This window comes from Fodinibius sp. (assembly GCF_034521915.1).
Classification (GTDB): Bacteria; Bacteroidota; Rhodothermia; order Balneolales; family Balneolaceae; genus Fodinibius.
In genome coordinates, this window is sequence record NZ_JAXHLU010000020.1 from 1 (window position 1) to 24,263 (window position 24,263).

Annotated in this window: 23 protein-coding genes; 7 read left to right on the forward strand and 16 right to left on the reverse strand. The window is 40.6% G+C overall.

The features are described from left to right. Positions 1 to 812 precede the first annotated feature (812 nt). The 14 genes from U5J89_RS14870 to U5J89_RS14930 form a co-directional block, all read right to left on the reverse strand. Positions 813 to 1,925 (reverse strand): MraY family glycosyltransferase, encoded by a 1,113-nt coding sequence (locus U5J89_RS14870; RefSeq protein ID WP_322576437.1) that lies wholly within the window; start codon positions 1,923 to 1,925, stop codon positions 813 to 815. A gap of 249 nt (positions 1,926 to 2,174) precedes the next feature. Further along, positions 2,175 to 2,708, reverse strand: a complete 534-nt coding sequence (locus U5J89_RS14875) for a hypothetical protein (protein WP_322576438.1) — start codon at positions 2,706 to 2,708, stop codon at positions 2,175 to 2,177. A gap of 318 nt (positions 2,709 to 3,026) precedes the next feature. Then, entirely contained in the window at positions 3,027 to 3,773 is a 747-nt protein-coding gene (rnc, locus tag U5J89_RS14880; protein WP_322576439.1) for a ribonuclease III, read from the reverse strand. 7 nt (positions 3,774 to 3,780) lie between these two features. After that, the gene (gene fabF, locus U5J89_RS14885; RefSeq protein WP_322576440.1) at positions 3,781 to 5,025 is read right to left on the reverse strand and encodes a beta-ketoacyl-ACP synthase II; all 1,245 of its coding nucleotides are present in this window, start codon (positions 5,023 to 5,025) and stop codon (positions 3,781 to 3,783) included. 26 nt (positions 5,026 to 5,051) lie between these two features. Next, positions 5,052 to 5,291: an acyl carrier protein gene (locus U5J89_RS14890; RefSeq protein WP_095607522.1), complete on the reverse strand. Its 240-nt coding sequence runs from the start codon at positions 5,289 to 5,291 to the stop codon at positions 5,052 to 5,054. A gap of 147 nt (positions 5,292 to 5,438) precedes the next feature. Further along, positions 5,439 to 6,188 carry a 3-oxoacyl-[acyl-carrier-protein] reductase gene (gene fabG / locus U5J89_RS14895; protein WP_322576441.1) on the reverse strand — a complete coding sequence of 250 codons (750 nt, stop codon included), beginning with the start codon at positions 6,186 to 6,188 and terminating at the stop codon, positions 5,439 to 5,441. A gap of 11 nt (positions 6,189 to 6,199) precedes the next feature. After that, on the reverse strand, positions 6,200 to 7,087 hold the full coding sequence (gene fabD / locus U5J89_RS14900; RefSeq protein ID WP_322576442.1) for an ACP S-malonyltransferase: 888 nt from the start codon (positions 7,085 to 7,087) through the stop codon (positions 6,200 to 6,202). Between the two features lie 3 nt (positions 7,088 to 7,090). Then, entirely contained in the window at positions 7,091 to 8,086 is a 996-nt protein-coding gene (locus tag U5J89_RS14905) for a beta-ketoacyl-ACP synthase III (protein WP_322576443.1), read from the reverse strand. A 13-nt stretch (positions 8,087 to 8,099) separates the two neighbouring features. After that, a complete protein-coding gene (plsX, locus tag U5J89_RS14910; RefSeq protein ID WP_322576444.1) occupies positions 8,100 to 9,083 on the reverse strand; it encodes a phosphate acyltransferase PlsX in 984 nt (327 codons plus the stop codon). Positions 9,084 to 9,104: 21 nt separating this feature from the next. Further along, complete coding sequence (gene rpmF, locus U5J89_RS16130) at positions 9,105 to 9,284, reverse strand: 50S ribosomal protein L32 (protein WP_416208548.1); 180 nt, start codon at positions 9,282 to 9,284, stop codon at positions 9,105 to 9,107. Between the two features lie 21 nt (positions 9,285 to 9,305). Continuing rightward, positions 9,306 to 9,818, reverse strand: coding sequence for a DUF177 domain-containing protein (locus tag U5J89_RS14915; protein ID WP_322576445.1), 513 nt, complete (start codon positions 9,816 to 9,818; stop codon positions 9,306 to 9,308). Between the two features lie 46 nt (positions 9,819 to 9,864). After that, entirely contained in the window at positions 9,865 to 10,530 is a 666-nt protein-coding gene (locus tag U5J89_RS14920; protein ID WP_322576446.1) for a deoxynucleoside kinase, read from the reverse strand. Positions 10,531 to 10,533: 3 nt separating this feature from the next. Next, positions 10,534 to 11,610: a glucose-6-phosphate isomerase gene (locus U5J89_RS14925; RefSeq protein WP_322576447.1), complete on the reverse strand. Its 1,077-nt coding sequence runs from the start codon at positions 11,608 to 11,610 to the stop codon at positions 10,534 to 10,536. Next, positions 11,552 to 11,824: a hypothetical protein gene (locus U5J89_RS14930; RefSeq protein ID WP_322576448.1), complete on the reverse strand. Its 273-nt coding sequence runs from the start codon at positions 11,822 to 11,824 to the stop codon at positions 11,552 to 11,554. Before U5J89_RS14930 ends, U5J89_RS14925 begins: the two co-directional genes overlap by 59 nt. Before the next feature lie 296 nt (positions 11,825 to 12,120). Between U5J89_RS14930 and U5J89_RS14935 the strand changes: the two genes are divergently transcribed. Genes U5J89_RS14935 through U5J89_RS14950 form a run of 4 tightly spaced genes read left to right on the forward strand, consistent with a single transcriptional unit; the run spans position 12,121 to position 17,437 of the window. Further along, positions 12,121 to 13,140: a polyprenyl synthetase family protein gene (locus U5J89_RS14935; protein ID WP_322576449.1), complete on the forward strand. Its 1,020-nt coding sequence runs from the start codon at positions 12,121 to 12,123 to the stop codon at positions 13,138 to 13,140. Between the two features lie 15 nt (positions 13,141 to 13,155). Further along, positions 13,156 to 13,941, forward strand: coding sequence for a UDP-2,3-diacylglucosamine diphosphatase (locus tag U5J89_RS14940; RefSeq protein ID WP_322576450.1), 786 nt, complete (start codon positions 13,156 to 13,158; stop codon positions 13,939 to 13,941). Beyond that, positions 13,941 to 16,307 carry a penicillin-binding protein 1A gene (locus tag U5J89_RS14945; protein WP_322576451.1) on the forward strand — a complete coding sequence of 789 codons (2,367 nt, stop codon included), beginning with the start codon at positions 13,941 to 13,943 and terminating at the stop codon, positions 16,305 to 16,307. The genes U5J89_RS14940 and U5J89_RS14945 overlap by 1 nt, the downstream gene beginning before the upstream one ends. A gap of 38 nt (positions 16,308 to 16,345) precedes the next feature. Continuing rightward, on the forward strand, positions 16,346 to 17,437 hold the full coding sequence (locus tag U5J89_RS14950) for a hypothetical protein (RefSeq protein ID WP_322576452.1): 1,092 nt from the start codon (positions 16,346 to 16,348) through the stop codon (positions 17,435 to 17,437). A gap of 75 nt (positions 17,438 to 17,512) precedes the next feature. On the opposite strand, the gene atpC is transcribed toward U5J89_RS14950, so the two are convergent. Both atpC and atpD read right to left on the reverse strand, forming a co-directional pair. Then, on the reverse strand, positions 17,513 to 17,932 hold the full coding sequence (atpC, locus tag U5J89_RS14955; protein ID WP_322576453.1) for an ATP synthase F1 subunit epsilon: 420 nt from the start codon (positions 17,930 to 17,932) through the stop codon (positions 17,513 to 17,515). Between the two features lie 17 nt (positions 17,933 to 17,949). Next, entirely contained in the window at positions 17,950 to 19,452 is a 1,503-nt protein-coding gene (gene atpD, locus U5J89_RS14960; RefSeq protein ID WP_416208549.1) for a F0F1 ATP synthase subunit beta, read from the reverse strand. Positions 19,453 to 19,823: 371 nt separating this feature from the next. Here atpD and U5J89_RS14965 point away from each other — a divergent pair, with 371 nt between their 5' ends. The 3 genes from U5J89_RS14965 (at position 19,824) to U5J89_RS14975 (ending at position 24,063) form a co-directional block, all read left to right on the forward strand. Continuing rightward, positions 19,824 to 21,422: a histidine kinase dimerization/phosphoacceptor domain -containing protein gene (locus tag U5J89_RS14965; protein WP_322576455.1), complete on the forward strand. Its 1,599-nt coding sequence runs from the start codon at positions 19,824 to 19,826 to the stop codon at positions 21,420 to 21,422. A gap of 429 nt (positions 21,423 to 21,851) precedes the next feature. Then, the gene (locus U5J89_RS14970) at positions 21,852 to 22,700 is read left to right on the forward strand and encodes a class I SAM-dependent methyltransferase (protein WP_322576456.1); all 849 of its coding nucleotides are present in this window, start codon (positions 21,852 to 21,854) and stop codon (positions 22,698 to 22,700) included. Positions 22,701 to 22,746: 46 nt separating this feature from the next. After that, the gene (locus U5J89_RS14975; protein WP_322576457.1) at positions 22,747 to 24,063 is read left to right on the forward strand and encodes an APC family permease; all 1,317 of its coding nucleotides are present in this window, start codon (positions 22,747 to 22,749) and stop codon (positions 24,061 to 24,063) included. Positions 24,064 to 24,263 lie beyond the last annotated feature (200 nt).

Sequence of the window (24,263 nt, forward strand, 5' to 3'; positions counted from 1 at the left end):
CCCACTTCCTAACTAATTGACTAATTGGCTATAACTTTGGATTAGATGTGAAAAACGCTAATTACGCCCTTTCCATATCCAATTAGATTATTCGAGAAATAGTTAACAAGGTACTCAATTTGGCATTTTCAAGGCAAAAGTAAGACATAGGTGTAAATCCAATAGTACCTGTCTATTATCCTGTGATAATATGCGACCAAGGTTAATAAGATGCCTTATTTGATAACACCTATAATTTAATCCGGAACATTTTTGCCTATGTGGAATATGAATATTAGAAGGAGAAATTATTGATGAGAAGATTTAAGATTAATTTTTTTTAATATTAATTAATTTTCCTTAATATATGTGTGGAGATAGCACTCAGTACAAATATAACGGCAATTATTAAACTCTATTTGTAACAACGGTTACTGAAATATCTCTTGTAAATGATGAGCACTAAAAAAACATGTGTGTTAGGTTACCTAAATATCATCTAAAAACCCTATATCATGCACAATAATAAAAGTTTTCGGCTTACATATTATTTATTTCTCAACGCAATCGGCTTTGCAATATGCATTGCTCTCACAAGTATTTTATCATGGCCTTTACTTGCTGAGGTTTCGATAGCTGGAAGCATTTACGTTCTGTTTATTGTATTTGGAAAGTATCTATTTAATTCTCCCTTGATACAAATAGATCATGATCTGGCTAGTTTATTTAGAAATCTCAGATTTCAACTAAAACAGTTACAAGATGCTGAGAAAGGATAAGTAGCAGACCGTTGTTTTTGTGAAGTAAAATACCGGTTTTATGAACAGCTTTAGTTACTGTTTTATATTCTTGATGGATATTTTCTTGTCACTAAATTCCAGTAGTGGCTCAAGGCTACTATATAGAAATTTTGTGGCAGGCAATAGCATCATTCCTAATATTGTTATTGTCAAGAACATAAGAGTAGTATTCATTATCCCACTTAGTGAGTAGGCTATAGCAATAATCAATAGATTTCCTATCCAATAAGAAATTGAAATAAAAGCTTTAGTCATTATAGAAGACTCAGTTAATCTCTTATGAATATGTGTCTTCACAAAAGGATTCTTGCCGGTTACAAGTCTGATATAAAGTGCCCTGAGAATATCAGCTGCCGGAATTATCATCACTGCAAAAGCAAAAATAATTGAGTTATCAATATGCCAGGGATTACCTATAATTGTATTGTTAATCTGAATAAATTGAACACTTATAAACACAAGTACAAAACCAATTAATAACGAACCAGTATCCCCTAATGAAACTTTTGTAGGATGCATATTATAGATTAAGAACCCAAGCAGCGCTCCGGCTATCACAAAGGATAATATTGCAAGCGTATAGAATCCTGCTCCCAAAAACCAAATGCCAAATATCGATGAAATAATAATACCTACTCCCCCGGCAAGTACGTCTACTTCATTAATATATTTGAATGAATTAACAAAGAGGACAAATAAAGAGATTGTTACAACAGCACCAACCCAAAAAGGTACTTCATAAATCCCAAATAACCCGCCGAAGTTTGTAATTAAAACTTTTCCAGCAATAACTATTTCAGCAGATGCAAGGAATTGAATAACTAATTTTTTTGGAGTGGTTAATTCCAATATGTCATCGTTTATTCCTGTAAGAATAAGCATAAATAACGATGCCACTAAAAACGGATATGATTCCAGTTGATTAGCATGACCCCAAATAGAAAAGGCAATTAAAAACGCCGCAAATATGCCCATACCCCCAAGGTTTGGAACATCTGCAACCGTAACTTTTTTCTGCCCCTCTGGTGGATTGTCGATCAACTCTTTGAGACCGGCAATTTTTACAATAACCGGCATAAATGCGTAACTAATCAAAAATGCTGTTACAACTGCCAGTATTACCCCTATTGTACTTTCGAACCCCATTATTAGCTCTCCAATATTTCTTTAGCAAACGTTAAATTTTACTTTATATGCAAAAAGTACAAAACTTTTAAATGTACTTTGCATTTTTCTCTCTATTACTAAGTCTGATTATTTTATTAAAATTAATGACTTAAGTCAAAATTTATTTTGGGAAAAGAAAATTCAAACATCCTATTTATATAAAGATATTCAGTACCTATTGCTGACTTCTAATCAAATTTATTTAAACTAATTTTCAAATCACTACCATTAATTATTGACAATGCGGTCATATGCAATAATCCCAGAAATTATCAGCGTAAGGAAAGGAGTTACGTTTCTTACCGCTTGGATAAAAGTTCTTTTCCGATGTACTTTTATGGTAATGGTATCATTATTTTGCAACACAAAATTTCTCATTTCACGAGGTAAAGGTTCATTTGGTTTGAATCTAAATACATTTACTATCTCACGCTCATTTTCAGGAGAGTATCGCAAAACAAATGCTTCTATACCCAGAACTCTTCTTTCTTCTGTATTAACAACAGGACCTCTGGCATAGGAAATTAAATCTGTTATCGAAGTGCCTTGGGGTACCATGTACCTTCCCGGATTTCTAACATCTCCCCATAAATTCAACGTATCAGCCAATTGTCCGGGTTCAGCAACTTTAATTATACCTTCATTAGCAAATTGTTCTAATTCACCTTGAGCATTCGAATCTATTACTCCTAAAAAAATAATAAGTGAAGTAATGCCAATTAAGAACGTGAATTTTTTAAACATAAATTTATAGTAAGACATATATTCTGATTTATATATAGAAATAACGAAAAAAAGATATTTACGGATTCCTAATACTACTTTATCACTTCCCAAATTAAATTTCGAATACGACCAATTAACTCGAGAATCAAAACTAAATTCCTCAGTATCAAGTCGAAATAAAATTAGGTTCTAATGTATGAAATTTTTCCTTCCATTTATGTAATCTTAGTACATTTTAATGCAATTTCTTTTACTCCCCCCATTATTTTAACATAAACAATGTGATGAGAATTATACTAAACGGAAAACAGTATATTAGCTCTTGGCAGCTAAATCTATAGAATTAGACCAGATTTATTGCTCAAGTATCTTCAGGGCTTTGCGAGCAGCCTCCTGCTCAGCTTCTTTTTTACTCTTGCCTTTGCCTTGGGCCATAGGTTTCTCATCAACATAGACTTCAACCCCAAAAGTTTTGTCATGGCCAGGACCGCTTTCAGAAATCACTTCGTAGGTAGGAATTTCCATTTGCTCTGCTTGGGCAAACTCCAACAGCAGGCTTTTATAGTTATCAAGGGTATTTACGATCTGGTCAAAATTGACGTATTGCTCAATAACATTTCGTACAAATTTAGAGGCGGGTTTATATCCCAGATCAAGGTACAGTGCACCTACAAGTGCTTCAAAAAGATCAGATAAAACACTTTTGGATTCTTCAATACCTTGTCCACGCACCCGTTCCCCCAAAAGCATAAGATTATTAAGCTCCAGTTTATCAGCATACATTGCCAGGGTGTTCCCCTTAACGAGTTTAGCCCGTAATTTCGTTAAAAAACCCTCATTTTCGTTGGGGAAAAGATCAAAGATAATTTCAGTAACAATCAGATCAAGAACGGCATCTCCCAAGAATTCGAGACGTTCATACGAATCAATAGATGAAAATTTATCATCGGCCAATGTTGAGCGATGGCGAAGGGCACGTATATAGATAAACGGATTATCAATTGAGGTGCCGATAATCCGTTCGAGCTTTTTTATTCTTTTTTGCTGCTCAGGTGGTAACTCTTCGTCTGTTTGAAAATATGACCTGAGTTTATCAAACATTCACTATTTACTCTTCAAATTTTTTAAATACGAGCGTAGTGTTATGGCCGCCAAATCCAAATGCATTATTCAAGGCATATTTTACATCTCGTACTTCTGCTTCGTTGAAGGTATAATTTAGATCACACTCCGGATCAGGCGTTTCGAAGTTGATCGTTGGCGGTATCATCCCATGATAAGTCGATAACAAGGTAGCTAACGACTCAATTGCCCCGGCAGCGCCAAGGGCATGTCCTGTCATCGACTTGGTAGAATTGTGATTAATTTCATACGCATGATCCCCAAACACCTTTTTAATGGAATTTGTCTCGGCAATATCGCCAAGCGGCGTTGAAGTGCCATGCATATTGATGTGATCTACCTCTTCTTTTTCAATACCTGCGGAATCAAGTGCTCTGTTAAGAGCTAAAATAACCCCTTCTCCATCAGGATCAGGAGCAGTAATATGGTGCGCATCAGCAGAAAAACCATATCCTACAATTTCACCATATATTTGAGCACCTCGTTCTTTCGCATGCTCATACTCTTCTAAAAATAGAATTCCTGATCCCTCACCCAGTACAAATCCATCCCTGTTTTTATCAAAGGGACGTGATGCAGTTTGAGGATCATCATTACGGGTAGACATCGCCTTCATAGAGTTAAAGCCGGCTACGCCAATGCGTGAAACCGGAGCTTCAGAACCTCCCGAGACAGCCATTTCGGCCTGTCCATGTTTGATAGAGTCGTAAGCCAAAGCAATATTATGTGAACCGGTAGCACATGCTGAAACAGCACAAAAATTGGGGCCTTTAAATCCATATTTAATGGAAATTTGTCCCGCTACCATATCGGGTATTAATTTGGGGATAAAGAACGGAGACACACCTCTCGGGCCATGTTCATGAAATGAGATGGACTGCTCATAAAAGGTATTCATACCTCCTATGCCCGTTCCAACAATTACGGCCACATCATCTTTATTGATCTCATCCAAATCGAGACCGGTATCCTGGATTGCTTCTTCGGCTGCAATAAGCGCATACTGGCAAAATTTGTCCAGCCGGCGCGCTTCCTTGCGCTCGAAATAGTCTTGTTCGTCGTACTCTTCTATTTGTGCGGCAAATTGGGTTGGAAAATCAGAAGTGTCAAAATGCTCAATAGGCTGAGCTCCACTCTTACCCGATATTAACCCATTCCAGAAATCAGGTGCCGTCTTACCTACTGGGGTAAGGGCACCGATTCCGGTAATTACAACTCTGCGATTAGACATGCTAAAAAATTTAGCGCTTGAGAATGTTAGCTTACTTTCTCCTGAAGATATTCAACAGCATTACCTACTGTAGCAATGTTTTCTGCATCTTCATCAGGAATACTGATATCAAATTCTTTTTCGAACTCCATAATGAGTTCAACAGTATCCAATGAATCAGCACCTAAATCGTTGGTGAAGTTCGCTTCGTGCGTAACTTCTGATTCATCAACACCTAATTTATCAACGATAATTGATTTTACTTTTGATTCAACGTCTTGAGACATAACGGTAATTTAACTTATGTTCGGGTTAATTTTAATGAAAAGTGCCCACTTTCGTTAAGCATGGGCTGAAAATACAATTTAAATTTATAAAATACACTTTATGTAAAGAGTGTATTTAGCTATACATTTTAATAATAATTCTTTGGGTTACATTCCCATTCCACCATCAACGCGTATGGTTTCCCCGGTAATGTAAGAACTGAGGTCTGAAGCTAAAAATAATACTGTATTAGCAACTTCTTCGGCATTCCCGGCACGCGCCATAGGTGTTTCCTCTTTGATTGCTTCAAGAATTTCCTCATCCAGTTCATCTGTCATTTCCGTAGTAATATATCCGGGTGCTATTACATTTGCACGGATGTTTCTGGAAGCAAACTCTTTAGCATAAGATTTCGTAAATCCAATAATTCCTGCTTTAGAAGCGGCGTAATTACTTTGTCCTGCATTTCCGGAAAGCCCCACAATAGAACTAATGTTTATGATGGATCCGCCACGATTTCGCATCATCGGCTTGGCAACAGCTTTGCTGTAATTAAAAATGCTTTTCAGGTTCGTATCTATTACTTGATCCCACTGTTCTTCGCTCATCCGTAGGATCAGATTATCGCGAGTGATGCCGGCATTGTTAACCAGAATATCCAGCTTTTCCCAGTCATCTGTTAACTCAGAAATAACTTCTTCTGCTTTTTCAAGCTTCACAGCATCAGCCTGAATAGCTTTTGCCTTACTACCCTTGGCTTCAATTTCTTTCTTTACTTCATTGGCTGCATCAACTGAACTGGCAAAAGTAATCGCTACATCGGCTCCATAATCTGCCAACGTTAATGCAATAGATCGACCAATTCCACGACTTCCTCCTGTTACTAACGCTGTCTTTCCTTTAAGTGATAAACTCATCGTAATTAATTTTATTGATAACCATTTGTTTCAACATCGTCTAACGTTCGCTTCACAAGTCCCTGCAAAACTTTGCCAGGCCCTACCTCAACAAACGATTCAGCCCCATTCTCATGCATATTCTGAAGCGTCTGCGTCCATCGCACAGGATTCAGCAACTGATTTAAAACGTTTGATCGAATTTCTTCAGGATCTGTCGTCGGTTCTGCTGTATAATTACTATAAATGGGACAATCGGGTTTAGAAATATCAAGCGTTTCCAAGCTTTCTTTCAGTCCATCATAAGCAGGTTGCATCAGTGACGAGTGAAAAGCTCCACTCACCGGAAGTTTCTTTGCCAAGCGGCAGCCCTCTTCTTTCAATAATGCTACCGCTTTATCGATGGCTTCTTCATCTCCGGAAATTACCACTTGCCCGGGACAGTTATAATTTGCAGCAATAACCTCTTTCCCAACCTCTTCGGTTGCCTGCTCACAAATTTGTTCTACAATGTCATCATCCATGCCAATAACAGCGGCCATTGTCCCGGGATTATTTTCTCCGGCCTGTTGCATCAGTTTACCGCGCCGACGTACAATTTTGAGAGCATCTTCAAATGTTATAGCTCCACAGGCTACAAGTGCAGAAAACTCACCCAGGCTGTGTCCTGCAACCATATCAGGAGTTGCATCTAGCGTATTAAACAACGCAATGGAATGTAAAAAGATGGCAGGCTGAGTGAATTCCGTTTGTTTCAACTTTTCCTCAGGTCCCTCAAACATAATCTGTTTAAGGTCGAAGCCAAGAATATTGTTTGCTTCATCTATATAAGAAGCAAATTGCTCATTATCATCATAGTGAGATTTTCCCATTCCAACAGATTGTGATCCCTGTCCGGGAAACAAATACGCTGTACTCATAACTTATTTCCACCCCCATTTTAGATAGATTGATCCCCAGGTATAACCTCCGCCAAATGCGGCCAGGATCAAATTATCTCCGTGTTCCAATTTATCTTTCCAGTCATATAAACAAAGTGGTATAGTCGCGGCTGTTGTATTTCCATATTTGTCAATATTCACCATCACCTTGTCGCTGTCCAGCCCCATACGATTGGCTGTAGCATTGATGATACGCAAATTCGCCTGGTGTGGAACCAGCCAAGCTACATCATCAGCAGTAAGATCATTCTTCTCCATAATTTCTTCTGAAACATCAGCCATACCAACAGTCGCTTTCTTAAAAACAGTGCGTCCATCTTGTTTAGCGTAGTGCAGCCGTTCGGTCACGGTCTGCTCGCTGGCCGGATTTAAACTACCTCCCGCCGGCTGATATAAGGATAAATTCGTATCTCCCTCAGATCGATGGATATAATCAATAATTCCTGTTTCATCTTCTGAAGCTTCAAGCAAAACGGCCCCCGCTCCGTCACCAAATAAAATACAGGTTGATCGATCAGTATAATCGATAATTGAGCTCATTTTATCGGCACCAATTACCAACACTTTTTCAGCCCGACCTGATTCAATAAAATTAGCTCCTGTTGTAAGTGCATACAAAAACCCGGAGCAAGCAGCGGATAAATCAAAAGCATAGGCGTTACTGGCTCCAATCTCCTTTTGGACTAAACATGCTGTGGCCGGAAAAAGATAATCAGGCGTTACCGTTGCTAAAATAATAGTATCTATCTCTTCGCCGGTAATCCCTCGCTCTTCAAGCACTTCTTTAGCTGCCTCTGCCCCCATAAAGGCTGTGGCTTTGTCATCATCCTCAAGGATACGCCGTTCCACAATACCTGTTCGAGTCCGAATCCATTCATCATTTGTCTCTACCATTTCTTCGAGATCGGCATTGGTCAGCCGATTCTCGGGCAGATAATGTCCTACTGCTGTTATTGCTGCTTGTGTTGCTTCCGCCATGTATGGGGGTTATTTATTTAAGAGATGCTACAATTTTTTCGTTGATATTGTGGTCCACACATTTTGCGGCACTCAATATCATGTTTTTAATCGCTAACGGAGAACTGCTTCCATGCCCTACCATTGTTAATCCATCAACACCTAAGAAAGGTACACCCCCAACCTTATCGGGATCGAACTCTGCAAGTGATGTTTTAAGTACTTTGCTGACCAACTTCGCTTCCTCGGCTCCAAGCCCTAAATCTTTGATTCCCTTTTTCACAAATAATTCAAGGGCTTCTGGAATCGATTCGCCAAATTTGAGAATAATATTTCCAATCAAGCCGTCACATAAAAAGACATCAGCCTTTCCACTGAAAATATCACCGCCCTCCACATTCCCAATAAAATTGGGTAATGCCTGAAGTTCGTTATGGGCATTTTTTAGATTTTCTGTTCCTTTTTCTTCTTCTTCGCCCACATTCAGCAAACCAATCTGAGGATCATCCACATCCATAATTTCTTTGGCAAAGACCCGGCCCATTTTTGCAAATTCAACAAACATCGATGGACGTACTTCCAGATTTGCTCCGGCATCCATTACCAGCCGTGGACCTTTAATTGTTGGATAAACAGTTGCAATAGTAGGACGACTTACGCCTTCCAACTTCCCTAAAAGAAATGTAGAGGCAGCCAGCAAAGCTCCCGTATTTCCGGCGCTAAGAAATGCATCACACTTCCCTTTTTTGTGCATTCCAACACCCGTAACAATAGAAGAGTTCTGCTTGGTTTTTACGGCCTGGGCAGGTGACTCGTCCATACCAATGATCTCAGGAGCATGCTGAACTAACAATCTTTCCTGATCATAGTCATGCCCTTCAAGTTCATTATTTATCACGTCTTCTGGTCCAATAAGAATAACCGTTAGATTGGGATCTTCTTCAAGAGCCTGTATTGATCCTTCTACCGGACTTTTCGGATAGTAGTCGCCCCCTGCGGCATCTACAGCAATGATCATGAATAAGAGATTAGGATAAAATTACTTGTTCACATCGATAATCTGTCGGCCGCGATAGTAGCCGCACTCTTTACAAATATGGTGATAGCGATGCAGTGCACCACAATTATCGCATTCAGCCAGGGTTGGCTCACCTATCTTATGGTGTGAGCGACGCTTGTTAGTTCGTGACTTAGAATGTTGACGTTTTGGATGTGCCATTAGCTAATAATGATATTTCTGTTAATTCTTAAGTTCTTTCAATTTTTTCCACCGGGGGTCTACCACCTCGGCGTCTGTATCTTCTTTAGTATCTCCAAAAGATTTTGTTTCAAATTCTTTTGGTCTTCCTTCTTCATCAAGAAACTTTGGATGAAGCTTCTTAATCGGGACATTTAAAAATATGGTATCACGGACTTCATTTTCAATGCTCAGCGTATTAGTTGAAAAGTTAAATCTACGAACAGCTCCGTTCTCATCTTCTTTTTCTTCCTGAACATCAACTTTGAATACTACTTCATAGTCTGATTCAATAGGTTGGATATATGGTTCCAGCGATCGATCGCAGACAATTTCTACATCCGAATCCACATGAAAATTTACCCGGATAAAATGCAACGTACGGTAAAAAAGCAGATCAACCGTCCCGCCCTGAAATGTATAGGGCGATAGATCCAAATCCTCTTCGGTTAACTCTACCGTGCGCCGACTTTCGCCGTCGGGTATTTCTACTATGTTAAATTCAAGTTTTGACATATCCGTAATAGTTTCCAAAAATATGAATATTTGGATTTACCTGCAATCAATTAAACAACCCAAATAACCGCTGCTCAACGAGTTCAATAATGCGCCCCAAATCTTCCTTATTATTAACAAAATCCAAGTCGTCGGTATCAATAATCAGCTTCTCATGGGGATAACGCTGAATCCAATCTTCATACAACCTGTTTAATCGCTCGAGGTATTCTATACGGATTGTGTTTTCATATTCCCTGCCCCGCTGCTGAATTTGTTGGACAAGAGTTGGAACCTGCGCGCGAATATAGATGAGCAAATTAGGTTCCTGGAGGTAATTCGTCATCTCCTTGAAGAGCGCCTCATAGTTCTCAAAGTCACGATCGCTCATCAAGCCCATTTCATGCAAGTTTTTGGCAAAGATCTCAACATCTTCATAAATCGTACGATCTTGTACAAAACGACCCTCACGCTCTAACATTTCTTTTTGATGCCGAAACCGGCTGGATAAAAAGTATATCTGCAGATTAAAACTCCAGCGACGCATATCTTCATAAAAGTCAGACAGATATGGGTTATCATCCACTGATTCATAAAAGGGTTCCCATCCAAAATGCTTTGCCAGCAAACCTGTTAAAGAAGATTTACCCGCACCAATATTACCTGCGATGGAAATAAATTTAAGATTATCTTCTTCTGCTTCTTCAAGTTGTTCTGAAATATTACCTGACATACCCTAATGTTTTCCCAGTAGTTGATACATTTCTCTTTTATAATCTTCTACGCCTGGCTGGTCAAAGGGATTAACCCCTAAGCAATAGCAATATACAGCCGTCAACAGTTCGTAAAAATAGATAAATTCACCAATATTTTGTGCATTCAATTTATCGAGCGTAACAACAATGCTGGGCACATCACCATTTGTATGTGCCTGCAGCGTTCCCTTAAATGCTTGCGTGTTTATCTCGTGAAATGTTCGTCCCGATAAATAGTTGAGCCCATCGTGATTTCCGGGTAACTCTTCGATTGTGATACCTTTCTCTACTGATTTAACCGTGATAAATGTTTCCATCATATTGCGAGTCCCCTGCTGAATAAACTGGCCAATGCTGTGCAAATCAGTTGAATAGGTAGCCGTAGCGGGAAACATGCCCTTGCCTTGCTTACCCTCACTTTCGCCCAGCAATTGTTGCAGCCATCCTCCCAATGCTTCTAATTGAGGCTCAAAAGTAGTTAATACATCCAGGGTTTTGCCATTATTAAATTGCGCAAATTTTGTGGCCGCATAATCAAGAACCTGCCCGGGATCCTCTTCCAGTTCTTCATATTTTGAAACGGCTTCGTAAAATAGCGTTCTGATATCAATCCCGGCTACTGCAATAGGAAATAATCCTACAGGGGTCAACACCGAAAACCGGCCTCCTACATCATCAGGAATGATAAATTTTTTGTATCCGTGCTGATCAATAAGCTCATTGAGTGCTCCCCCCTCTTTACTTGTGGTACAGATAATCCGGTCGTCAACATCTTCAGGAAATTGTTTGTTCATCCATTTTCGAAGCACGCGAAAAGAAAGAGCTGTCTCAAGGGTGGTTCCCGATTTTGAGATCACATTTAAGAACACACTCTTGGGCTCATCATCTTCGTTCGGCTCACTCAAATAGCCAATCAAGTCCTTTAAATATTTTCCACTCATATGATGCCCGGCAAAAATGATCTCTGGCCCGTCGTTTCCAAAAAAAGAACGCAAAGCTTCAATAACGGCGCGAGCCCCTAAATAAGATCCCACCAATTCCACATACAATAAAAACATCTGCCTGTTCGCGAATGGCTGCTGCCAAACTATCTATCTGTTCTAGAATAGCATCATTGGGATCGGCAAGCAGACCTCGCCATCCCAACCATTCAGATCCTTCTCCACTACCCTGTTGTACCGTTTTAAAAGCTTTTTCAGCCTGCTCATAAGCCCGGCTGAACTCATCCTCAGCCAAATACTGTTTGGCCCGGCTTGTATTAATATCAATCATTTTTCGTTGTATTTATAGGTCTCGTAAATAAGCGTTAACTGGTTGGGATAAACTAAAAAATTTGATGGAGTATAAAACCTGATTAATCGATAAAATTCAAATTATTATTCCATTACCTGATTTAACACAGTGAACCTCAAGCAAACTATTATTTAAAATAATTTTAGCTAAAATTGAATGTGGAGAAGCTCATCCCAGACAGCTATATTAGGTCTAATTGATTGCATGCTTTCAGGTATATTGAAACCAGCATCTTTTCAACAATTTTAAGCCTTCTACTACTTAGATATAGGTAAATGATTAATACTGAACTAAAAGAAGTCACAAAATTTAAGAGTACGGATAAAAAAACGCTAAAACAGATTACCAATCCTGTATCAGAGAGTTTATCCGAGTTTCGCAGCTTTTATAAAGACGAGCTCCGTACCGATGTATTTCTTCTTGATAAAATTGTTCAGTACCTGTTGCGACAAAAGGGTAAAGAAATTCGTCCCACGCTCGTATTTATGTCAGCCAGGCTTTTCGGGGAGATAAATAAGCGCAGCTATGTAGCTGCAACGATGATTGAACTGCTTCATACCGCTACTCTCATTCACGATGATGTTGTTGATGATGCGGAAGTCCGTCGCGGATTTCTGAGTATTAATAAAGTTTGGAAAAATAAGGCCAGCGTTCTTCTGGGAGATTACTTGCTCTCAAAAGGGTTACTTACCGCCTTAGAATACGAGGAGTTCAAACTGTTAAAAGTACTTTCCGATGCCGTTAAAAAGATGAGCGAGGGAGAATTGCGGCAGTTTAAAGCAGCCCGTCTTTTTAACATGGATGAGGAGTACTACTTTAAAGTTATCTCTGAAAAAACAGCCAGCCTTATTGCGGCTTGTTGTGAGTGTGGAGCTGTATCTACCTCCGACGATCCTGCAATTCACCAGAAAATGCATGATATCGGGATGAATACCGGCATTGCTTTTCAAATTCGGGACGACCTGTTCGATTACGGCGTTGATGACATCGGCAAACCCAAGCGAAATGATATACAGGAACGAAAGGTAACGCTGCCATTTATCAAAGCCCTTGATAACGCCTCGTTTTTTGAGACGATCCGTATGCGTCACCTGATGCGAAAACGTAAGAAAAGCAATGATGAAATTGAGGAAATTGTGCGTTTTGTGCACGACAAAGGAGGAATAACCTACGCCCGCTCGATCATGAATGAGTATGCTCAGCGAGCACTTGATGAACTTTCTACCCTACCCGAATCACCGGAAAGAACATCCTTTGAAGATCTTATCACCTTTATCATCGAGCGGAAGAAATAATCGCCTCAGTTAATAATGGATTCTCCTGCACTGCAACCGCCCCTATTATTTATTTCTGATGTCCACCTGGGCGGTTTTGATGACACCCAAAATGCACGTATTGAATCTGAACTCATCCAATTAATCAACTATTGTCAGCGAAATGATATTCGATTGGCTGTGTTGGGGGACCTTTTTGATTACTGGATGGAATATCCGGGTTTTGTACCCAAACTTGGTAAAAAGCTTCTCGACCGCTTTGAGGATTTCAATAATCAATTGGGGCCCACGCTTTATATTACCGGCAACCACGATAACTGGACCCGCAATCATTTAAAAGATCGGGGATTTTACCTCATCCATGAACAATACCAATTTAGCAGGGATGATAAAAAGATCTTAACGCTACACGGCGATGGACTCACTAATCCTAAATATCAGTTAAAGCGACCTCTGATGCACCGGATTTTACGAAGCCGGCAATTTGTGATGCTATTTCAAACGATATTCCCACCCCAGATGGGAAATACCATCATGAAATACTTTTCGCGTATTACCCGTAAAATGGATTGGGATGATCGAAAAAAAGAGCAATTAAATAACTGGGCCAGGCATCATCTCAAAAATTCTGATATAGAAATTATTTTAACCGGTCACGATCATATTCCCAGGCAGAAACAATTTCCTTTCGGAACCTATATAAATTTAGGTACCTTTTATCACCATCGAACGATGGCTTATTACAATAATGAGGATATCTCTCTCGTTTGTTGGAAGCCACAGTTACAGACGTTAAAACATTTTGAAACCAGCAGCTATTAATGAGCAATTCAGATTACGGCAATGACATGGATCGTTATTTTAACGATCCCGATTTTCGGAAAAAAAAAGCACAAGAGCGCAACGGCGGTAACAATAAAAAATCATCGTCTGATAATAACGGTATCTCAAAGAAATTACTCCGCTGGGCTGGAGCAGCTGTAGGTATTATCATATTAGCAGCTACCGGCTTTACCCTTTACTTGTACCAAGGCATCCCTTCTATAGAACAGCTCGAAAACCCCCAAACGGCCGTTGCTTCAGAACTAAAGAGCCGTGATGGCGTAGTCTTAGATCGCTATTATACCGAGAATCGGACCTATGTACCTATCGAGCAAATATCACCTCACGTAGTTGACGCACTTATTGCTACCGAAGATCACCGGTTCTACAATCACTGGGGTATCGATATGATCCGAACTCTCGCTATTCCCTGGCATTTAATAAATGGGCGTATTCAGGGCGGATCCACTCTTACACAGCAGCTGGCCCGAAACCTCTATAAAAAAATTGGCCGAGATTTTTCTGTTGTCCGAAAGCTGCGCGAAATGATTACGGCCGTTCAAATTGAACACAATTATACCAAGCGTGAAATTATTGAGATGTACCTCAATACCGTTGAATTTCCCAATAGTGCTTTTGGGATAGAATCTGCAGCACAAACCCATTACGGTAAAAATGCGGGGGATTTAACCATTTCTGAGGCTGCTACACTTGTGGGATCACTGCAAATGGTATATTTATACAATCCTCGCCTCTATCCTGATAATGCCAAAAGCCGACGCAATACAGTTCTATTTCAGCTTAACAAACGAGGATTTATCAGTGATGAGGTATACGATAAGTTACGGCAAGAACCGATTGTGCTTGATTATCATCCTCCATCCAAAACCGGACAGGAGAATCGTTATTTCGGTCAGTATGTTCGCCAAAAGGTTGATCCGTGGCTAAAAGAAAATGGATACGATCTTAACACCGACGGTTTAACCATTTATACGACGATCGATTCACGACTTCAGCGCTATGCCGAGCAAGCTCTGCGTACCAAGCTCGATTCATTACAAACCATTTATGAGTGTGAATGGACAACAGGATGGGATCAGTGGGCTCCGGAGGCTTCCCTTGCCAGATGCAAAGAGTCTATTGAAAACGGAGAGTATATGAAAAAGCTTTGGGATAAATATCCCTCCTTTCTGCGAGAATTTATTCGTGATACCGATCGCTATAAAAATGCGTTTTCTAAATACAATACTGATCAAGAATCGGTAGTCTTTGACACGCTAATGGCTGATTCCGCTTTTGTTGATTCTGTAAAGCGTGCCAAAACACGTCTTGAAGCCGGATTTGTGGGTATCGATCCCAATAACGGGAATGTCTTAGCCTGGGTAGGCGGATCCAATTATGGCAATGTACAGTATGACCACGTCTATCAATCACGAAGACAAGCCGGATCTACCTTTAAACCTTTTGTTTACACGGTAGCGATCGACAATGGCTACAAGCCCTATCACAAATTTTCCAAATATCCCAGTGTATTTTATGATCGATCGGGTGATGCATGGAAGCCTAAAGATCCTGAAGTTCCTTCGGGACCCGAAATGGTACCTCTGCGTCAAGCCCTGGCCCGTAGCTTAAACAATGTTACTATTCGACTTCTACCTGAGTTAGCTGGAGCGCCGGGGACCAATAAATTGGAAGAATTAGAACCTGCCGCACGCAAAATTAAACAGATGGCTTCTAATCTGGGTATTGATATGTCCGGTACGCCCGCCTATCCTTCTATCGCCCTTGGAACGGCAGAAGTTTCTTTGCTTGAAATGGTAAGCGCATACACCACATATGCCAACCAGGGAGTCCATATAGATCCTATTGCGGTCACCCGTATTGAAGACAAAGAAGGCAACGTCATCAAAGAATATCATCCTGAATACCAGCAAGAGGTTATTAGCCCCGAAACGGCGTATATGATGGTAGATATGATGCGCGGTGTTATTCGCGGTGGCAAGGATTATTACGGAACAGGAGTTCGCCTGCGTAATGTTTATGGAGTTCGTCAAGATGTTGCCGGTAAAACCGGGACTACCCAAAATAGTGCCGACAACTGGTTTATCGCCATGATGCCACATATCACGATGGGGGCATGGGTTGGTGGAGAGAATAGAATGATTCGTTTTCCACAAGATACATATATTGGTCAGGGAGCACGTTCTGCTCTTCCCATTGTTGGCAAGTTTATCAATTTGGCCTCATCGGATCCCAAAGCCCCATGGAGCTATGATGCTTTTGAATCTCCCCCCGGTTTTGTAATGCCACAAGATCCCGATAGTACCGAAAATAATGAAACCGGCACCGGACGCATAGGTTGGTAACATAATATCCTTTGTTTTAAGTGTAGTCCAATTTTTATATGGCAATTAATATCTCGGATTATTTTTCCGAAGAGGAGATCTCTAAGCTAATTGAAGAGGCCAAACGTTCTGAGGACTTAGGAAAGCTAACGCCATCGGCCTTAGATATTCTCAGGGAAAAGAAACTTCTGGATCTTTTTGTCCCTCAGCAATATGGTGGTTTACAAACCGATTTACCCGAGGCCCTACCCTGGCTTGAGGCAACCTCCTGGATTGACGGAAGTCTGGGCTGGACGCTTACCCTTACTTCAGGGGCCGGGCTCTTTGGAGCATTTATGGAGCCTGATTTTGCACGCTCCGTTTTCAGTCAAAAGAATACAGTCATTGCCGGTTCGGGATTCCCCGGAGGAAAAGCTGAAAAGACAGCCTCCGGTTATCGTATAAATGGATCATGGAAATATGCCTCCGGTATAGATCACGCTACCCTAATAACCGCAACCTGTTTTCGCACTAATGATGGGGCAGTTATACACGAAGACGGGAATCCTGTCACATTAGCTGTCGGCTTTTATCCTGATGAAATTGAGATAACCGATAAGTGGAACAGTATGGGACTTAAAGCTACGGGGAGTCACGATTTTGGGGTGCAGGATATACAGATCCCAGAGAAACGAACATTTGTTATTTCTCCGGATTCCGTTCATGTAGATGGACTGCTCTACCAGTATCCATTTGAAGCATTTGCACACTGTACGCTGGCAGTTTCAATGCTTGGAATAGCAAGGCGTTTTTTGGATGAAGCCCAACAAATATTGCTGTCCAAATATGAAGTTAATGAACTTGATAATCTTCCAAAATCACTACAGTCAGAGCTCAATAACTCCACTCAAAAATTTGGTAAAGCAAAAGAAGCTATTTATAAAACCGTAGAAAAATCTTGGCAAGACCTGCAAAAATCCGGAGAAGTTGACAATAACCGTGCTGAAAAGGTATCTATTCAATCCAAGCGATCATGCGAAACAGCCCTCCATTGTGTACAAGACCTTTATCCACTTTTAGGTATGGCCGTCATCAATCCTGATTCCACCATAAACAGGTGCTGGCGTGACTTACACACCGCAAGTCAACACATGTTTCTTAGACCTCAATAATCATTTAATCTATAAATAGAAAAAGGCGACCTCCAAACGGAGATCGCCTTTAAGAAATTATCATAATTATAAGAACTATTGGGTATTTATCCCTATATCAATCGATAATTTTATTCGGTTTTTTGCACGTTTAAGTGCCTTTTTTGCCCGATCTTTATCGATCGATTTATCGTCAGATTCAAGACGCTCAACGGCCCGCTCTTTTGCTTGCTTTGCTCGCTCCACATCTATTTCCTCAACCGGTTCAGCGGCTTCGGCTAATAGCGTAAGCTTATTATCAACGACTTCTACAAACCCGCCGGTTACGGAAAAAGATTGCTCTCCGCCGGCTGCTTTGCGAACCAGAATTTCCCCGACTTCAAGCGAAGAAATAATATTGGCGTGAAGCGTTTTAACTTCAAAGCTCCCCATCTCTCCGGGGACTCGTACTCCGGTTACCTCATCATCAAAGATGGAGCCTTCCGGAGTTAATATTTGAGCACTAAAGGTATTCATTTGTTATCTATCTCTTATTATTCTGCGGCTTCAGCTTCTTCCTTGGCCAGCAATTCTTCGCCTTTTTCCTCTGCTTCTTCGATGGTACCAACCATGTAGAAAGCTTTTTCCGGTAAGTGATCGAGTTCACCATTAAGAATCTTCTTGAAACCTTTAATCGTGTCTTCCACATTCACATAGGTACCGGGTTGACCTGTAAACTGTTCAGCGACAAAGAACGGTTGACTCAAGAAACGCTGAATGCGACGAGCTCGTGATACAACCGTTTTATCTTCATCCGAAAGCTCATCCATTCCCAGAATAGCAATAATGTCCTGTAGATCTTTGTACTTCTGAAGAATCTCTATCACACGCTGTGCCGTCTGGTAATGTTCTTTACCAATAACATGCGGATCAAGAATTCGAGAAGAAGAATCCAGCGGATCTACAGCCGGATAAATACCGATCTGTGTAAGTGCTCGACTCAATACCGTCGTTGCATCCAGGTGGGCAAATGTTGTTGCCGGAGCAGGGTCGGTCAAGTCATCAGCCGGCACATAAACAGCCTGCACGGATGTAATAGAACCGTTTTTCGTAGAAGTAATTCGCTCCTGCAGGTCACCCATTTCGGTAGCCAATGTTGGCTGATAACCTACGGCCGAAGGCATTCGTCCAAGCAGTGCCGAAACTTCGGATCCCGCCTGTGTAAATCGGAAAATGTTATCAATAAAGAGCAGGATATCGCGAGAAATTTCTTCGCGGAAATACTCGGCCAGTGTCAGCCCGGAAAGTGCTACACGAAGACGAGCTCCTGGTGGCTCATTCATTTGTCCGAAGGCAAAGGCGGCTTTAGAATCTTTCAAGGCATCCATATCAACCTTGCTGAGATCCCATTCTCCATTTTCAAATGCTTCTTTAAATTCTTCACCATAATCAATAATGTCAGCTTCAAGCATCTCTCGGATAAGATCATTACCCTCACGAGTACGCTCACCAACACCGGCAAATACCGAAAGCCCACCGTGACCTTTGGCAATGTTATTAATCAATTCCTGAATAAGAACCGTTTTACCTACACCGGCACCGCCAAAAAGTCCCGTTTTTCCACCTTTGGCATACGGGCAGAGAAGATCAATAACCTTAATACCCGTTTCAAGCATCTCGGTAGATGTGGCAAGATCTTCAAAATCCGGCGAAGATCGGTGAATAGGATATGTACGATCTCCTTTGGGAGGCTCAATTCCATCGATAGGTTCTCCCACCACATTAAATACACGCCCGAGGATATCCTCACCTACCGGCATCGAGATCGGAGCTCCAGTATTAAAAACTTCCATCTCTCGAACCAATCCGTCGGTTGAATCCATCGCAATCGTACGAACACGATTTTCTCCAAGGTGCTGAGCAACTTCCAGATAGAGTTTAGATTTATCTTCTCTTTCAATATAAAGTGCATTTAGTACCGGGGGGATATCGCCCTGATCGAAATCGACATCCACAACCGGCCCAATCACTTGTGCAACGGTTCCTTTCTTCATTATTTACTTAGTTCTAATGAGTTAATTTTTGATAATTTCTTTTCGGAAAGAAATGTGAATTTCCAACCACATAAGAAGCGGCAAAAGTTAGGACTTTTTACGAGCAAATGAAAGTCAAATCACACCTTTATTGCACATCAATAACTTGCGCAGGACAATATTCTTATGAATATAGGTAATGTAATTCCGCTTTAGAATCTCCACCCTGATCCCTAAAAAATTAAAGGCCTCTTCTATCATATTTTAAAACTCCTACTCACGTATACCCCATACACTTATTAATAAACATTAAAATTTTTTAATGTTTTGGCGATTTCTTACATTTCTTGAACCATCGTTGGCAGCAAATAACTTTAGCCTGAATACTATTGGTTATGAACAGTAATGATCAACAAAGCACCTCCTTTCTTTGGAAGCCATTGACTTTTGATATTTTACTCTCGCGATATCCACTGTCAGATATGCGCATTTGGGGAATGTTAGCAATGTGGATTATTGCCATTGCCGGAACGCTATATGCTACAATTGCACTACTGCCCAGCGAATGGATGTCATTATCAAACAGCCGAGCCGACGTCATTAGGTTTTTCGTTTTTAATCCTGCACTAATATTAGGACTACTGTTGTTTTTCTGGTTTGGTTTTGAGTGGGGATTTATTCCAATTTTTTTGTGCTCGTTCATTATTGCATTCCATTCGAGCATGCCTTGGGGTTGGGCGCTCGTTTTTGCGATTGCTTTTGTATTAGGTGTGGCTATCTGTGCAATGGCATACCAGGGATTCAATGTCGCCTACGATCTGCGTAGCTTGAAAAGCATTGCGTTCTTTATCTCCATTATGTTTATCGCATCTATAGGAAGTTCACTGGGATCTTTTATCTGGAGCTTTAGTCATCAACTTTCCGCTTCTGAAACTCTGATGATATGGAAGAGCTGGTGGAGCGGTTCTTTTATTCAGGCAATCTTAATAACAGGTCCCCTGTTATGGTTATTTACTCCTGCAGTCGAACGTTTAAAAAGTCGTCTGTTTTCGCTGCCCAATCGATCCCATTTATCTTTGAAATGGGTATCCGGGGCGGTAACATCAATTACAGGTGCACTTGCCCTATTTATTTTTTCAGGAAAATACTTGGGCAAGCTACGAGTCCAAGAGGTGATGACGGAACAGAAAACAGCCACTGTTATTGATGTGGTAAATGCTCTTGAGTCATTTGAGATTATATCGTGGATATCGATCGGTATTATTGTAGTAACGGGATATGGGGCTTTTAAACTTATTGGAGGATGGAATCAACAGCTAACATCGGAGGTGGAAAACAGAACACGTCAGCTTCATGAAAGTCAGCAAAAGCTACAGATTTCATTAGATGAAAAGAAAATTCTCCTTAAAGAAATTCATCATCGCGTTAAAAATAACATGGCGCTGGTAAGTGCTTTGCTCGAATTACAGGAACAGACCTCCTCACAAAATGGGAATAATAGTACATTTAAAACCGCGCGAGCTCGTATTAAGTCGATGGCTCTGGCTCATGAAGCTCTTTACCAAAATGAGTCGTTCTCTAATATTAGCATGAAAGAATACCTGCAACGCATCGGTAATCTTACCCATCGATCATTTGTTAAGAAAAATACTGCCATCGATCTCAAGTTCAATTTAGAAGATGCACGACTGGAAATGTCAAAGTCCATACCGCTTGGTTTGGTGATCAACGAAATTCTGATAAATGCTCATAAACATGCCTTTGATGGAAGATCTGATGGTTTAATTGAGCTTGGAAGTACAGTTAGGAATGATAAAATAAATATTTATATCCGTGATAATGGGGTGGGACTTCCAAAGGATCCGGAAAAAATGAAAACAAAGTCATTGGGAATGACCCTCATTAAAAAGTTTTCCAAACAGCTTAAAGCTGATCTATCTATCGAAAGTGAACGAGATGAGGGAACAACATTTAGTTTAGCATTTCAAAATTAAGCTCTCATACACTTTTCGCCATATATTATAGGTATTATCATTAACGATTTAAGATATCCTACATTTGTAATTATATACTGTATAATAATAGATTTTTTGTTCAATCAACGGTACTTGCCAGCTACGATAACGGCTCATTATCAGACTAAACAGATCACCCAAAAGCCGTTATTTGGAGATCTTCCGGGCGATACTTTTTTGCATTTGTAAGCCTACACTTGTTTTGTTTAACCCCTATTCATAGTAAAACTAATACCCTGTAAAGGTCTATCATAGTCAAATAACTATTAAAAGGTGTAATTATTAATACTTGGTGGAACAACTTGATCAAATAGTTAGTTTTTTAAACTCAAATAAAAGCTTTCATTTTTAAGATTTCGTAGTAGATTACATAATTATTTCTCCATTAATATTCTAAGTAACCTTTTTATGAAAAAGCTGACACAAGGTAAATCATTACTTAACTACTTTTTCGTGGTACTATTATTTTTGGGATTTTCCATCGCCTCTGCATCACCCATTTCAGCACAAGATCTGGACGTCCCCTATGTACCTACCCCCGACAACGTAGTTGAACGCATGCTCGACATTACTGATGTAGAATCCAGTGATTATGTTATTGATTTAGGATCCGGAGACGGGCGCATCGTTATTGCTGCCGCAAAGCGTGGAGCCAGTGGACACGGTATTGATCTTGATCCAAAACGCATTGCCGAAGCTCGGGAAAATGCCCGAAACGAAGGCGTTGATGATCAAATAATGTTTATGAAAGGAGATATTTTTGATACCGATTTTAGTGAAGCTTCTGTAATTACGATGTATCTATTGCCCTCAGTAAACAAAAAATTACGTCCTGAACTAATAGAAAAACTGCAACCCGGTACCCGAGTTGTTTCACACAGCTTTGATATGGGAAGCTGGAAAGCGGATAAGAAAGTAGTTGTTATAAACGATGGGAGAAGTCACGATATTTATTATTGGGTAATACCAGCACAGACCGAAGGGACATGGTCGTGGAGTTACAATGGGACCGATTTTAATATGACCGTCAATCAACGATTTCAGGAAATTTCAGTCAAACTCACCGATAACAACAACACCTTTTTTGATATCCACAAAGCCGAGCTAAAAGGAAAGCGACTTACCGTCCGGGCCTCAAATGGAGATCAAAATTATATTTTTAGTGGACGCGTTGAAGGAGATAAGATTTATGGGATGATGCAGCACCATAACGGCCAGAAAAAGAATTTTTCTCAATGGTCGGCAACAAAGAAATAATTTCTTTTATTCCTCCTTATCCTAACAATAGATTGGGTTCTGCTGCATGAACAAATCCGATTCGGGGTCACCGCTTAAAGTTTTTACAAACCTTAGTGCAATTGCTGTCATTGTCGGCATTGTGGTTGGTATCGGCATATTTCGCCTGCCTTCCATCGTTGCCCAAAACGCATCATCAGAACTCCATTATATCGGTTTTTGGGTGGCAGGTGGACTCATATCTATCATTGGAGCGCTTTGCTATGCCGAAATTGCAACTAAGAAACCGGACGCCGGTGGAGAGTACTATTTTCTTACCGAAGCCTATGGATCAACCATAGGCTTTTTATTTTCATGGGGACGAATGACGGTCATTCAAACAGGATCTATTGCCCTGGCTGCTTTTATTCTGGGCGATTATGCTTCTACCATCTATGATCTGGGCACATACAGCTCATCTATTTATGCCGGTATTACCGTTGTAGGTTTAACCGGATTAAATATCTGGGGAACCCATCCCGCGAAAAATGCTCAAAACGGTATGACGACTCTTATTGTGGGTATTTTACTGCTCTGCGGACTAGCCGGCGTTATCACCGGGGGTGAAATCACACCCCAAAGCGGATCCTCAGTCAACAGCTCGGCCGGTGCAGCTATGATCTTTGTCCTGCTCACTTATGGCGGATGGAACGAAGGCGTTTATCTTTCGGCCGAACTAAAGGATGTCCGCCAAAATATGTCAAAGGTATTACTCATCGGATTAGCTGTAATTACTATTCTATATGTGCTCATCAACAGCGCTTATCTACAGGTGCTTGGGCTCGAACAGCTCCGAACATCAGAAACGATTGGTGTAGATCTTACCAATCGTATTTTCGGATCCGAGGGAGCTTTTATCATGGCCACTATTGTTATCATATCTGCACTCTCAACCGCCAATGCAACCATCATTACCGGTGCGCGAACAAACTATGCGCTGGGCCGCGACTTTGATGCTTTGGGATGGATTGGCAAATGGAATCCCAATTATAATTCGCCCATTAACGCTTTGCTTGTTCAAGGAGGTATTAGCCTCTCACTCGTTTTTTTAGGAGCATTTACAAAAGAGGCTGTTTCCACGATGGTCGATTACACAGCCCCGGTTTTCTGGTTTTTTATCCTTCTTACCACCATTACACTATTTCTTTTCAGATATAGAGAAGAAACTTCAGGAGATACCTTCAAAGTACCGCTATATCCACTTACGCCAATCCTATTTATCCTATGCAGCTCTTATCTTCTGTATTCAAGCATAATGTTTACCGGATGGGGCGCGATGGTTGGAATAGCAATTCTGGCAGTAGGTCTTCCGGTTTACTATTGGGCACAGAATAAAACGAAATAGAAGATCCTAAAACCCCGGCCCAATATAATCCATTCTCTATTAGCAACTCCCATGCTAAAATCGTATTTTTGGCAACCTAAGAAACCACGTATTTATTCGCTTAAAACAATAAAAAAGTGAACAGAACGATTGTTACACTTTGTGGATGTGGTTTGCTGTATTACAGGATTGATTATCACCAGAAAGTTTAACTCTAAACA